Origin of the sequence: Pseudomonas sp. GD04091, assembly GCF_029836165.1 — a bacterium.
GTDB lineage: Bacteria > Pseudomonadota > Gammaproteobacteria > Pseudomonadales > Pseudomonadaceae > Aquipseudomonas.
This window is the reverse complement of sequence record NZ_JAOEBG010000003.1, coordinates 286,065-298,797: the sequence shown is the minus strand read 5'-3', so window position 1 is coordinate 298,797 and position 12,733 is coordinate 286,065. Positions and strand designations below refer to the sequence as shown.

Genomic DNA, 12,733 nt, shown 5'->3' with positions numbered 1-12,733 from the left:
AAGCCCGCACCCACAGGACATATGCGAGTCCAGTGAGTGAGGGCTTGCTCGTGGCGATTCAAGCAGACGCCAGCACCTTGCCCCCGCGCCGTGAGATCTCGATTCGCGAATAACGTGCCTCAGCCAGCCCGGCGATCCGGTCAAGGCAGGCGGCAGGGTCGTGCAGCGGCAGCGCCAGCAACTGCTGGGTATCGCGCTCCCACCAACGCGATGCCAGCAAGCGCTCGATCATCGGCTCGGGATAGCGATAGCGCACGACCTTCGCCGGGAAGCCCGCGACCACGGCGTAGGGCGGCACGTCCCGGGTGACCAGAGCGCGGGTGGCGATGATCGCCCCGGTGCCGACATCGACCCCTTCCATGATCATCGCGCCCTCGCCGATCCACACGTCATGACCTATGCGCGCCGGCGTGCTCGGCGGCTCGTAGTGCCACTGGGTGCCCGTGAACTGGAAGGGGTGGCTGCTCAGCCAGTCGGTGGGGTGGGCGTATTTTTCCTGGCCGATGACCACGGAACTGCCAATGGAGCAGTAGCGCCCGATCGACTCGACCACCTGCAACGAGCCGCCGCTGCGGATATAGGTATGAGCCCCGATCGAGACATCGAGAGTGGCGGCGCTGATCGTGACATCGCCGATGCGCACTTCGTCCTCGAGCGCCAGCCTGGCGCGCTTGCCGAATCTGGAAAGGCCCGTGCTCACCTTGCAACCGTGTTGGCGAATCCATCGCCGCCAGTACCAGTCCTTGAACTTCATGGGTCAATCACTCCTGCCATGGTCCTGGCTGCCGGATGGCAGCGGCCCGCTATCGTACCGCCTTGCCGACGTAATGCCAGTGCTGGGCGCCTTGCGCGAACCGGTCGCGCATGCATAGGCTAGCAGCTCGACAACAGAGACCTACCATGCCGGCCACCTCCTCCATCGCCCTCGACGCCATCGATCGCCAGCTGATCGCCCTGCTGCAGATCAATGCCCGGGAAAGCGTCGCCACCCTCGCTCGCCAACTGGGGATCGCCCGCACCACGGTGAACTCGCGCCTCGAACGCCTGGAGCGCAACAAAGTCATCACCGGCTATGGCGTGCGCCTGGGCCAGCGCCTGCTGGGCGGTGGCCTGCAAGCGTATGTCGGGATCAAGGCGCAACCGCGCTCGGGCAAGGACATCGTGCGCCACCTGAGCGCCATGGGCCAGGTCCAGCAGCTGTGCGCGGTCAGTGGCGAATTCGATTATGTGGCGTGGCTGCTCAGCGATTCGCCGGAGCAGCTGGACCAGCTGCTCGACCAGATCGGCAGCCTCGACGGGGTGGAGAAGACCACCACGTCGATCATCCTCAGCAGCAAGGTCGACCGCGGCCAGCCAAACTAGCGCCCTGCACTACCGGCTCAAGGAGGCCACCACGCAACCTTCTCACAGGAATGGGTGGCAGCATGCCTCCAAGTAGATCGCCGGGTTCTCACGCCCGATCACCGAATGTGCAGTGACCGGCAAAAACTACCGCGAAGGTTTACCCGCACAGCCAGACCAGAGCGATAGGGCGAGCAGGATAGATCTCGATGAATGTGCCGCCTGCAGGGAATGGCCTGATAAGCAGCGACCCACCCGCCTCCCAATGACATATCCGGCAACCCTCCCCCGCCACGTCCCTTTCAATCCACGGTTAGGCTGACGGCAAACCGCCCCTATTGACGCATCGGCGGCCTCATCACAAACTATACGCGGATCACGTATAAAAGCATGGATGCTCTGCTTGTTGAACTACCCGCCTTCGAGCGCTTTCGCAGCCAGTATCTGGACGATGAGGACTTTCGCGCTGCAACGCCTGCTGCTCCTGCATCCCCATGCTGGCGATGTCATCAAGGGTACGGGCGGCCTCAGGAAGATGCGCTTCGCCGATGTGCTGCGCCACAAAGGCAAGCGCGGTGGCACTCGGATCATCTACTACTGGTGGTCCGCCGGGCAGCAATTCTGGCTTTTCACGCTCTACGGCAAGGAAGTCCAGGATGATCTGACGCCACAGCAACGCCAGGCCCTGAAAAACCTGCTGGAACGCGAGTACCTGACGAGGACGACCAATGCCACGCAACATCTTCACTGAACTCACCGAAGGCTTCGACGCCCTCGCCGATGAGCGCACCGGCAAACTGACCCTGCGTTCACACAAAGTGACCTTCGAGGAACTGGCCCCCCTGGCCCCCAACGAGCTGACCGAGCTGCGCCAGCGCCTCAACATGTCGCGTGCGGTGTTCGCCGCCTACCTGCGTACCAACGCCCGAACCCTGGAAAGCTGGGAGCAGGGCCGCTCCAGACCCAACGCCCAGGCCGTGGCGTTGATCCGGCTGGTACAGAAGTATCCGGAGACCGTCGAGCATCTGGCGTCCTTGAGCTGATTCGTCACTAATCAATAAACAGAAGACATTCAGACGAAATAAATTACATAACGACGCCACTCTGTATCTTAATTACGAACCCATCACTTCATAAAATGGCCACCAGGCATTCTCTATACTCAGGCTCCGCCCCCTGCGCAGCCCCTGGCAAGGTCATTACATGAACAAGAACAACCGCCACCCCGCCGACGGCAAGAAACCCATCACCATCTTCGGCCCGGACTTCCCCTTCGCCTTCGACGACTGGCTGGAGCACCCGGCCGGCCTGGGCAGCATTCCCAAGGAGCGCCATGGTGAAGAGGTGGCGATCGTCGGTGGCGGTATCGCCGGCCTGGTGGCGGCCTACGAGCTGATGAAGCTGGGCCTCAAGCCCGTGGTTTACGAGGCCTCCAAACTCGGTGGCCGGCTGCGCTCGCAGGCGTTCAACGGCACCGATGGCATCGTCGCCGAACTTGGCGGCATGCGCTTCCCGGTGTCGTCCACGGCGTTCTATCACTACGTCGACAAGCTCGGCCTGGAGACCAAGCCCTTCCCCAACCCGCTGACCCCTGCCTCGGGTAGCACGGTGATCGACCTGGAAGGCCAGACCTACTACGCCGAAAAAGCGGCCGATCTGCCGCCGCTGTTCCACGAAGTGGCCGACGCCTGGGCCGATGCCCTGGAGAGCGGCGCGCAGTTCGGCGATATCCAGCAGGCCATCCGCGACCGCGATGTACCGCGCCTGAAAGACCTGTGGAACAAGCTGGTGCCACTCTGGGACGACCGCACCTTCTATGACTTCGTCGCCACCTCCCGCTCGTTCGCCAAGCTGAGCTTCCAGCACCGCGAAGTGTTCGGCCAGGTGGGCTTCGGCACCGGCGGCTGGGACTCGGACTTCCCCAACTCGATGCTGGAAATCTTCCGCGTGGTGATGACCAACTGCGACGATCACCAGCACCTGGTGGTCGGCGGCGTCGAGCAGGTGCCGCAGGGCATCTGGCGCCATGTGCCGGAGCGTTGCGCCCACTGGCCTGCCGGTACCAGCCTCAGCGGCCTGCACAGCGGCGCGCCGCGCACCGGGGTCAAGCGCATCGCCCGCGCCGCCGATGGCCGCCTGGCGGTCACCGACAACTACGGCGACGTGCGCCACTACGCGGCGGTGCTCACCACCTGCCAGAGCTGGCTGCTGACCACCCAGATCGACTGCGAGGAGTCGCTGTTCTCGCAGAAGATGTGGATGGCCCTGGACCGCACCCGCTACATGCAGTCGTCGAAGACCTTCGTCATGGTCGACCGGCCGTTCTGGAAGGACAAGGACCCGCAGACCGGCCGCGATCTGATGAGCATGACCCTCACCGATCGCCTGACCCGCGGCACCTACCTGTTCGACAACGGCGACGACAAGCCGGGGGTGATCTGCCTGTCCTACGCCTGGATGAGCGATGCCCTGAAGATGCTGCCGCACCCGACCGAGAAACGTGTGCAACTGGCCCTCGACGCACTGAAGAAGATCTACCCCAAGACCGATATCGCCGGGCATATCATCGGCGACCCGATCACCATCTCGTGGGAAGCCGACCCGCACTTCCTCGGCGCCTTCAAGGGCGCGCTGCCAGGCCACTACCGCTACAACCAGCGCATGTACGCGCACTTCATGCAACAGGACATGCCCATCGAACAGCGCGGCATCTTCATCGCGGGTGACGACGTGTCCTGGACCCCCGCCTGGGTGGAAGGCGCGGTGCAGACTTCGCTCAATGCGGTGTGGGGTATCATGAACCACTTCGGTGGCCAGACCCACCCGGACAACCCAGGCCCAGGCGATGTGTTCCACGAGATTGGCCCGATCGCCCTGGCCGACTGAGCGTAGGAGTAGCGCCATGCGCATCGCCCTGTTCCAGGGCACGCCCAAGCCACTGGACGTGCCCGGCAACCTCGAGCGCCTGCAGCACCAGGCCCACCTGGCCGCCGCCCGCGGCGCGCAGTTGCTGGTATGCCCGGAGATGTTCCTCAGCGGCTACAACATCGGCCTGGACCAGGTGGAACGCCTGGCCGAGGCCGAGGACGGCCCCTCGGCGATGAGCGTTGTCGAGATCGCCCAGGCGCACCGCATCGCCATCGTCTATGGCTACCCGGAGCGGGCCGAGGATGGGGCGATCTACAACAGCGTGCAACTGATCGACGCCCATGGCCGCAGCCTGGGCAACTACCGCAAGACCCACCTGTTCGGCGAGCTGGATCGCTCGATGTTCAGCCCAGGCACCGACCACTTTCCGGTGGTCGAGCTGGACGGCTGGAAGGTCGGAATGCTGATCTGCTATGACATCGAGTTTCCGGAGAACGCCCGGCGCCTGGCGCTGAACGGTGCCGAGCTGATCCTGGTGCCGACGGCGAACATGACGCCCTACGACTTCGTCTGCCAGGTGACCGTGCGCTCGCGGGCGCAGGAGAACCAGTGCTACCTGGTGTACGCCAACTATTGCGGCAACGAGGGCGAAATCCAGTATTGCGGGCAGAGCAGTATCGTCGGGCCGGATGGCAGCCTGCTGGCGATGGCCGGGCACGACGAAGGGCTTTTGCTGGCGGAACTGGAGCGCGAACGGGTGCTGCGTGGGCGTGAAGCGTTTCCCTATCTGCAGGATCTGCGGTTGGATCTGCACTGATTGGCGCCGCGTTGCCGCCCATCGCCGGCAAGCCAGCTCCCACAGAGCGTGGGTCTGTCCGCGACAGCGGCAGAACAGACAACCTCACCATTGCGCGCTAGCATGGCGTCATGTCCGACGCCACACGTCACCTCACCCTCGCCAACGGCCTGCACCTGACCCTGCGCCACGCGCCGCGCCTCAAGCGCGCCGCCGCGGCACTGCGGGTTCACGCCGGCAGCCATGACGCCCCCGCACGATGGCCGGGGCTGGCGCACTTCCTCGAACACCTGTTCTTCCTCGGCACCGCGCGCTTCCCCTTGGAAGACGGCCTGATGCGCTACGTCCAGGGCCTGGGCGGCCAGGTCAACGCCAGCACCCGCGAACGCACCACCGATTTCTTCTTTGAAGTCCCGCCAGATGGGCTGGCCGGTGGCCTGGAGCGCCTGTGCCAGATGCTTGCCGAGCCCGACCTCGGTATCGAACGCCAACGTCGCGAGCGCGAGGTGATCCACGCTGAGTTCATCGCCTGGTCGCGCTACCGCGAAGCCCAACGGCAGTTCGCCTTGCTGCAATCGGTGTCGGCGCGCCACCCGCTTAGCGGCTTCCACGCGGGAAACCGCTACAGCTTGCCTCTGCAAGACCGCGACTTCCAGCAAGGGTTGAAGGCATTTCACCAGCGCTTCTACCAAGGTGGGCAGATCACCCTGAGCCTGACCGGACCGCAATCCCTGGATGAGCTGGAACGATCGGGCAAGCGATTCGGCACGCTGTTCGGCACAGGGCAACGCATCGCCCAGAAACCACCTCCTGAACTGCTCGCGGGGCCGCTACGCCAGCCAACCGCCAGTGGCACGGATCACGACCTGCTGTTCGCCCACGAAGGACTGCCAGCCGATGCCGAACAGGCGCTGGAATTGCTGTTGAGCGTACTCACCGACAACCGCCCCGGTGGATGGCTGGCCGAGCTGGACAGTCGCGGTTGGCTGCAAGACTGCAACGCCCAGCTGCTCCACGCCCATGCGGGCCAGATGCTCTGGCAAATCCGCTTGCAGCTGACAGCGCCTGCCTGCATTGCGCAATCCCGGGACCTGCTGCACGGCTGGTTGAGCGACTTGAGGCAGCAGGATCGCCAGCGGTTGAACAGCGCCTTCAGCCAGCTGCAGCAACGCCGCGAACAGGCCGCCAGCGCGCTGGAACTGGCTCGACGCGACAGTGCCGGCCTGCCGTACCAGGGACTTGGCGCCCGAGGCCTGGCCGCTCTCGATGCGCTGCTGGCCAGTTTCCCGAGCAACACCCTGGGCCAATGGCATCTGCCGGGCGACGATCCCTTGCTGGCTGCCTCACTGCCCAAAACACACGCGCCGATCCCCGCAGGCCTGTCCGTCAGCAACTGCCTGCCACCCTCGCGCCAGTTCGCCGCGCTCTATCTGCACTGGCACGTCCCTTCGCCTCTGCGCCGACGCTGGCTGCCCGTCCTAGAACGCAGTCTGCAGTCGCTGCGCCAGCGTGCCGGGCGTGCCTCGCTGCAACTGGACTTCACCGCCAGTGGCGAATACTGGCAGTTGCGCGCCGCCGGACATCCACTGGCGGTGATCGCGCTTGTGGAGGAAGCACTCCCCCTGCTACGCGCACCTGCTGCGCAGCACTGGGGCGCGCCCATACCGGTCGAACCTGCACTGATCCCGATCCGCATGCTGCTCAAGGTGCTGCCGGACGAACTGCTGACAGATGAAACACCCTCGCCGCCGGACGAACCACCGATGCCCGACGCCCTTTGGCAGAACGCCCGCTGGCAAGGCCTGGCGGCCGGGTTCGACGACGCACAGCAAGGCGCATTGGGGGCGGCACTGCACGGCATCATGGGCCAGCCCGGTGAACGCTCATCCGGGCACCGGCTCGAAGGCCGCCACTGGCGGCAGATCAGCACGGCGGGCAACGAACCGGCCCTGCTGCTGTTCTGCCCTTTGCCCGAGCCTCTCCAGGCACCCGGCCGTCTGCTCGCCCAGCGCCTGCAGGGACCGGTCTACCAACGGCTGCGTGTCGAACTGCAACTGGGCTATGCCGTATTCAGCGCCTTCCGTCAGATCGAGGGCCATGCCGGGCTGTTGTTCGGTGTGCAATCTCCGCATGCCAGCCATAGCGAGATCCTCGATCATCTGACGACGCTGCTGAAAGAAGGTGTGAGTCTTGATCGTGCAAGCCGTCAGTGCCTGGCGAATCAATTCAACGAAACCGCCATGACCAATGCCGATGTCGTGGAATGGGCGTGGCAGGCACATATGGCGAAACAAAATTCAGACCTTTCCCACATGAGCAGGTCTATTCTCTCTGTCGAGCAATGCGATCTGGACGCGGTACTGCGGCAGCTGATCGATGCCGAGCACGGTTGGTTATGCTTGGCCAATGCCGCAGCGCCAGATTCCCAGTGGCATTGAAGAACGATGGATTGTTACCGGAAGTGCAACGACGCTTTTCGAAGAATTAACCTTTCGGTACAAATTTTTCTTGTAAGATAGCGCAATCTCAGTCAATGGAACCTCCTGCCACAGGGGGAGCCAAACACAGTGGCTGATCACCTCAACCCTATCCGGAAGGAGCAAACCCATGTGGACCAAACCTGCATACACCGACCTGCGTATCGGCTTCGAAGTCACCATGTACTTCGCCAACCGCTAAGCAGCAGTGCGACTCGACGCCTCGGCCAGCCGGGGCGTTGTCGTTTTTCGCACCCGGTTTTCCAGTAGAGAGTGACCATGTACATCCAGATTCTCGGCTCGGCCGCCGGTGGCGGTTTCCCCCAATGGAACTGCAACTGCGTCAACTGCAAGGGCTTTCGTGACGGCACCCTGCGTGCGACGGCGCGCACCCAGTCGTCCATCGCCCTGTCCGACGATGGCGAGCACTGGATCCTGTGCAACGCCTCGCCGGACATCCGTGCCCAACTCCAGGCTTTCGCGCCGATGCAACCGGCCCGGGCCCTGCGCGACAGCGGCATCGATGCCATCGTCCTGCTCGACAGCCAGATAGACCACACCACCGGCCTGCTCAGCCTGCGCGAAGGCTGCCCGCACCAGGTGTGGTGCACCGACATGGTCCACCAGGACCTGACCACCGGCTTTCCGCTGTTCAACATGCTCAGCCACTGGAACGGCGGCCTGGCGTGGAACCGCATCGAGCTCGAAGGCAGCTTCGTCATCGACGCCTGCCCGAACCTGCGCTTCACCCCCTTCCCGCTGCGCAGCGCCGCGCCACCCTACTCGCCGCACCGCTTCGACCCGCACCCGGGCGATAACCTCGGGCTACTGGTAGAGGACACCCGCACCGGCGGCAAGCTGTTCTACGCGCCGGGCCTGGGACAGGTCGATGCCAAGCTGCTGGAGATGATGCACGGCGCCGACTGCCTGCTGGTAGACGGCACCCTGTGGGAGGATGATGAGATGCAGCGCCGCGGCGTCGGCACCCGCACCGGCCGCGAGATGGGCCACCTGGCGCAGAACGGCGCGGGCGGCATGCTCGAGGTGCTGGACGGCTTCCCGCGTCAGCGCAAGGTGCTTGTCCACATCAACAACACCAACCCGATCCTCGACGAAGACTCGCCGGAACGCGCCGAAGTGCAGCGCCGGGGCGTGGAAGTCGCCTTCGATGGCATGAGCATCGAGCTGTAAGGAGGCCCTGTGAGCGACGCAACGCCGATGTCCCCTGCCGAGTTCGAGCAGGCCCTGCGCGCCAAGGGCGCCTACTACCACATCCATCACCCCTACCATGTGGCGATGTATGAGGGCCGCGCCAGCCGCGAGCAGATCCAGGGCTGGGTGGCCAACCGCTTCTACTATCAGGTCAACATCCCGATGAAGGATGCGGCGATCCTGGCCAACTGCCCGGACCGCGAAATACGCCGTGAGTGGATCCAGCGCCTGCTCGACCACGATGGCGCGCCCGGTGAGGACGGCGGCATCGAAGCCTGGCTGCGCCTGGGCCAGGCTGTGGGCCTGGACCCGGACCAGCTGCGCAGCCAGGAGCTGGTACTGCCCGGCGTGCGCTTCGCCGTCGACGCCTACGTCAACTTCGCCCGCCGCGCCAGCTGGCAGGAAGCCGCCAGCAGTTCGCTGACCGAGCTGTTCGCCCCGCAGATCCACCAGTCGCGCCTGGACAGCTGGCCGCAGCACTATCCGTGGATCGACCCGGCCGGCTACGAATACTTCCGCACCCGCCTGGGCCAGGCCCGACGCGATGTGGAGCACGGCCTGGCGATCACCCTGCAGCACTACACCACCCGCGAAGGCCAGGAGCGCATGTTGCAGATCCTGCAGTTCAAGCTGGATATCCTGTGGAGCATGCTCGACGCCATGAGCATGGCCTATGAATTGAACCGCCCGCCGTATCACAGCGTCACAAGCGAGCGGGTCTGGCACAAGGGGATCGCCCTATGAGTTTCGACCGTCAACAGGTGCCCGCCTGGCGCCCCGGCTACCGTTTCCAGTACGAGCCGGCGCAGAAGGGCCATGTGCTGCTGTATCCCGAAGGAATGATCAAGCTCAACGACAGCGCCGGGCTGATCGGCGGGCTCATCGATGGTCAGCGCGATGTCGCGGCGATCATCGCCGAACTCGAGCGGCAGTTCCCCGGTGTGCCCGAAGTCGCCGACGACATCGAGCAATTCATGGAGGTGGCCCGTGCCGAACACTGGATCACCCTCGCCTGAGAAGGTGATGGCAACCGCTGGCGAGGGTGCGGGCTTGCCCCGCGATGGGATCGGCCTGCCGCTGTGGCTGCTGGCCGAACTCACCTACCGCTGCCCGCTGCAGTGCCCGTACTGCTCCAACCCGCTGGATTTCGCCGAGCAGGGCAAGGAGCTGACGACCGCGCAGTGGTTCAAGGTGATGGCCCAAGCCCGCGAAATGGGCGCCGCACAGATCGGTTTCTCCGGCGGCGAGCCGCTGGTGCGCCAGGACCTGACCGAGCTGATCGGCGAGGCCCGGCGCTTGGGCTACTACACCAACCTGATCACCTCCGGCATCGGCCTGACCGAGCAGAAGATCGCCGCGTTCAAGCAGGCCGGGCTGGACCACATCCAGATCAGCTTCCAGGCCAGCGACGAGCAGGTCAACAACCTGCTGGCCGGCTCGAAGAAAGCCTTTGCGCAGAAGCTGGAGATGGCCCGGGCGGTGAAAGCCCATGGCTACCCGATGGTGCTCAACTTCGTCACCCATCGGCACAATATCGACAAGATCGACCGCATCATCGAGCTGTGCCTTGCCCTGGAAGCAGACTTCGTCGAGTTGGCCACCTGCCAGTTCTACGGCTGGGCGCACCTCAACCGCCTTGGCCTGCTGCCGACCCGCACCCAGCTGGAGCGGGCCGAGCGCATCACCAACGAGTATCGGGAGAAACTCAAAGCCGAAGGCAAGCCGTGCAAGCTGATCTTCGTCACCCCGGACTACTACGAAGAGCGCCCCAAGGCCTGCATGAACGGCTGGGGCAGCCTGTTCCTGACCATCACCCCCGACGGCACCGCGCTGCCTTGCCATGGCGCGCGCCAGCTGCCGGTGCAGTTCCCCAATGTCCGCGACCACGACCTGCGGCATATCTGGTACGACTCATTCGGTTTCAACCGCTTCCGCGGCTATGACTGGATGCCCGAACCGTGCCGTTCGTGCGATGAAAAGGAAAAGGACTTCGGTGGCTGCCGCTGCCAGGCCTTCATGCTCACCGGCGATGCCAGCAAGGCCGACCCGGTGTGCGGCAAGTCACCGGATCACGGCATCATCCTCAAGGCGCGCGAGGAAGCCGAGCACGCCACGCTGGAGATCGAACAGATGACCTTCCGCAACGAACGCAATTCCCGAGTCATCGCCCGTGGCTGAGTTCAGCGCCGCCCAGGCGGTGGCCGCTGGCACTGACTTCGCCGAGCTGAAGGTCGGCGAGCAAGGGGTGTTCTGGAACGAGTTCCGCCCCGCCGATGGCGCCTGCCGTATCTGGCACTGGCACGACCATCAGGCCCGCTGCCTGACCCCGGACGGCTTCAGCGTGCGCAGCCGGGTCTACGAATACGGCGGTGGTAGTTTCTGCCTGGGCGGTGACGGCCTGGTGTTCGTCAACGAGAAGGACCAGCAGGTGTATACCCAAGCGCTGGACGGCGCCGCGCCACGCCCGCTCACCGCTTGCAGCGACTGCCGGTATGGCGATGTGCAGTGGCACGCCGCGCAAGTGCTGGCCATCGAGGAACGGCATGGCGAACAGGTCGAGCATCGACTGGTCAGCCTGGGTGCAGGGCAGCGGGAAATCCTTGCCGAAGGCGCCGACTTCTATGCCACGCCGGCCTTGAGCGAGGATGGGCAGCGCCTGGCGTGGATCGAATGGGACCGTCCGGCGCAACCGTGGAGCGTCACTCGGCTGATGTGCCGCGACCGCGACCCATCCGGGGCCTGGGGGCCGACACGCTGTGTCGCCGGCCAGGACGAGTCGCTTCAGCAGCCGCGTTTCGACAGCGAAGGGCGCTTGTATTGTCTGTCCGACCGGGATGGGTTCTGGCAACCCTGGGGCGAAGTCGAGGGCCAGTGGCGACGCCTGCCCGCCGCGGCGGCCGATCATGCCGCCGCCCCCTGGCAACTGGGCGCCAGCACCTGGCTGGCACTCGGGCCCGCCCGCTATCTGGCCAGCTGGTTCGAAGACGGTTTCGGGCAACTGGGGCTGCTTGACGGCGAGGGCCAAACGCAGCGCTACGCCAGTGCCTACACCCGCTTTCGCAGCCTGGCCCTGGATGCCGAGCGCATCTATGCGATTGCCGCCTCGCCGATCAGCCCGCCTTCGGTCATCGCCATCGACCGGCGCAGCCACGAAGTGCAGGTACTGGCCGGCGGCGCCGAAGTGCTGCCCGCCGACCAGATCAGTCATCCGCAGTCGATCCGCTATGCCAGTGGCGACGGCGTTGCCCATGGATTCTTCTACCCGGCGATGAACAGCACCGGGCCGTCACCATTGCTGCTGTTCATCCACGGTGGCCCGACTTCGGCCTGCTACCCGGTGCTCGACCCACGCATCCAGTACTGGACCCAACGCGGCTTTGCCGTCGCCGATCTCAACTATCGGGGCAGCAGTGGCTATGGCCGGGCCTACCGCCAGGCACTGCACCTGCGCTGGGGCGAAAGCGATGTGCAGGACGCCTGCGCGGCGGTTGCCTATCTCGCCGGGCAGGGTCTGGTCGATCCGCGCCAGGCATTCATCCGTGGCGGCAGCGCTGGCGGCTACACCACGCTATGCGCACTGGCTTTCCAGGATGTGTTCCGTGCAGGGGCCAGCCTGTATGGGGTCAGTGATCCACTGGCACTGGCACGCGCGACTCACAAGTTCGAGGGAGACTACCTCGACTGGCTGATCGGCGACCCGGTGCAGGATGCGCAGCGCTACCGCCAGCGCACGCCGCTCCTGCATGCCGGCCAGATCAAGGTGCCGGTGATTTTCTTCCAGGGCGAGCTGGACGCGGTGGTGGTGCCTGAGCAGACCCGCAGCATGCTTGAAGCGCTCAAGGCCAATGGCATCGAGGCCGAGGGGCATTTCTACGCGGGCGAGCGGCATGGCTTTCGCCAGGCGGCGAATCTGGCGCATGCGCTGGAGGAGGAGTGGAAGTTCTACTGCCGGTTGCTTGGCCGGTAACTCACCCGGGGCTGCTGCGCAGCCCTATCGCCGGCAGCCGGCTCCCACAATGATGATCGCCTATTCCTGTGG

At 64.9% G+C, this 12,733-nt stretch carries 12 protein-coding genes and 1 pseudogene; 12 read left to right on the top strand and 1 reads right to left on the bottom strand.

Annotated elements, in window-relative coordinates:
- Positions 1-58: 58 nt before the first annotated feature.
- Positions 59-754, bottom strand: a complete 696-nt coding sequence (locus N7422_RS06380) for a CatB-related O-acetyltransferase (RefSeq protein ID WP_279805706.1) — start codon at positions 752-754, stop codon at positions 59-61.
- A 146-nt stretch (positions 755-900) separates the two neighbouring features.
- On the opposite strand from N7422_RS06380, the gene N7422_RS06375 reads away from it, so the two are divergent.
- The 12 genes and pseudogenes from N7422_RS06375 to N7422_RS06320 all read left to right on the top strand — a co-directional run bounded on the left by N7422_RS06375 (position 901) and on the right by N7422_RS06320 (position 12,661).
- Positions 901-1,362: an Lrp/AsnC family transcriptional regulator gene (locus N7422_RS06375; protein ID WP_279805705.1), complete on the top strand. Its 462-nt coding sequence runs from the start codon at positions 901-903 to the stop codon at positions 1,360-1,362.
- Positions 1,363-1,731: 369 nt separating this feature from the next.
- Positions 1,732-2,092, top strand: a pseudogene (locus N7422_RS06370) (toxin).
- Positions 2,070-2,384, top strand: a complete 315-nt coding sequence (locus N7422_RS06365) for a transcriptional regulator (RefSeq protein WP_279805704.1) — start codon at positions 2,070-2,072, stop codon at positions 2,382-2,384. Before N7422_RS06370 ends, N7422_RS06365 begins: the two are co-directional and overlap by 23 nt.
- Positions 2,385-2,544: 160 nt before the next feature.
- Complete coding sequence (locus tag N7422_RS06360) at positions 2,545-4,227, top strand: NAD(P)/FAD-dependent oxidoreductase (protein ID WP_279805703.1); 1,683 nt, start codon at positions 2,545-2,547, stop codon at positions 4,225-4,227.
- 16 nt (positions 4,228-4,243) lie between these two features.
- Positions 4,244-5,026 carry a carbon-nitrogen hydrolase family protein gene (locus N7422_RS06355; RefSeq protein ID WP_279805702.1) on the top strand — a complete coding sequence of 261 codons (783 nt, stop codon included), beginning with the start codon at positions 4,244-4,246 and terminating at the stop codon, positions 5,024-5,026.
- Positions 5,027-5,136: 110 nt separating this feature from the next.
- Positions 5,137-7,443, top strand: a complete 2,307-nt coding sequence (pqqF, locus tag N7422_RS06350) for a pyrroloquinoline quinone biosynthesis protein PqqF (protein ID WP_279805701.1) — start codon at positions 5,137-5,139, stop codon at positions 7,441-7,443.
- Between the two features lie 169 nt (positions 7,444-7,612).
- A complete protein-coding gene (pqqA, locus tag N7422_RS06345) occupies positions 7,613-7,684 on the top strand; it encodes a pyrroloquinoline quinone precursor peptide PqqA (RefSeq protein ID WP_003243383.1) in 72 nt (23 codons plus the stop codon).
- A 77-nt stretch (positions 7,685-7,761) separates the two neighbouring features.
- Entirely contained in the window at positions 7,762-8,673 is a 912-nt protein-coding gene (gene pqqB / locus N7422_RS06340) for a pyrroloquinoline quinone biosynthesis protein PqqB (RefSeq protein ID WP_279805700.1), read from the top strand.
- 27 nt (positions 8,674-8,700) lie between these two features.
- Positions 8,701-9,438, top strand: coding sequence for a pyrroloquinoline-quinone synthase PqqC (gene pqqC / locus N7422_RS06335; protein ID WP_279805766.1), 738 nt, complete (start codon positions 8,701-8,703; stop codon positions 9,436-9,438).
- Positions 9,435-9,710: a pyrroloquinoline quinone biosynthesis peptide chaperone PqqD gene (gene pqqD, locus N7422_RS06330; RefSeq protein ID WP_050703489.1), complete on the top strand. Its 276-nt coding sequence runs from the start codon at positions 9,435-9,437 to the stop codon at positions 9,708-9,710. Before pqqC ends, pqqD begins: the two co-directional genes overlap by 4 nt.
- A gap of 7 nt (positions 9,711-9,717) precedes the next feature.
- Positions 9,718-10,872 (top strand): pyrroloquinoline quinone biosynthesis protein PqqE, encoded by a 1,155-nt coding sequence (gene pqqE, locus N7422_RS06325; protein ID WP_279805699.1) that lies wholly within the window; start codon positions 9,718-9,720, stop codon positions 10,870-10,872.
- Positions 10,865-12,661: a S9 family peptidase gene (locus tag N7422_RS06320; protein ID WP_279805698.1), complete on the top strand. Its 1,797-nt coding sequence runs from the start codon at positions 10,865-10,867 to the stop codon at positions 12,659-12,661. Before pqqE ends, N7422_RS06320 begins: the two co-directional genes overlap by 8 nt.
- The last annotated feature ends 72 nt before the right edge of the window (positions 12,662-12,733 follow it).

Bases quoted from the DNA above. Each gene is read 5' to 3' on its own strand.
- N7422_RS06380 (WP_279805706.1), bottom strand. From the start codon at position 754: ATGAAGTTCAAGGACTGGTACTGGCGGCGATGGATTCGCCAACACGGT.
- N7422_RS06375 (WP_279805705.1), top strand. From the start codon at position 901: ATGCCGGCCACCTCCTCCATCGCCCTCGACGCCATCGATCGCCAGCTG.
- N7422_RS06365 (WP_279805704.1), top strand. From the start codon at position 2,070: ATGCCACGCAACATCTTCACTGAACTCACCGAAGGCTTCGACGCCCTC.
- N7422_RS06360 (WP_279805703.1), top strand. From the start codon at position 2,545: ATGAACAAGAACAACCGCCACCCCGCCGACGGCAAGAAACCCATCACC.
- N7422_RS06355 (WP_279805702.1), top strand. From the start codon at position 4,244: ATGCGCATCGCCCTGTTCCAGGGCACGCCCAAGCCACTGGACGTGCCC.
- pqqF (WP_279805701.1), top strand. From the start codon at position 5,137: ATGTCCGACGCCACACGTCACCTCACCCTCGCCAACGGCCTGCACCTG.
- pqqB (WP_279805700.1), top strand. From the start codon at position 7,762: ATGTACATCCAGATTCTCGGCTCGGCCGCCGGTGGCGGTTTCCCCCAA.
- pqqC (WP_279805766.1), top strand. From the start codon at position 8,701: ATGTCCCCTGCCGAGTTCGAGCAGGCCCTGCGCGCCAAGGGCGCCTAC.
- pqqD (WP_050703489.1), top strand. From the start codon at position 9,435: ATGAGTTTCGACCGTCAACAGGTGCCCGCCTGGCGCCCCGGCTACCGT.
- pqqE (WP_279805699.1), top strand. From the start codon at position 9,718: ATGGCAACCGCTGGCGAGGGTGCGGGCTTGCCCCGCGATGGGATCGGC.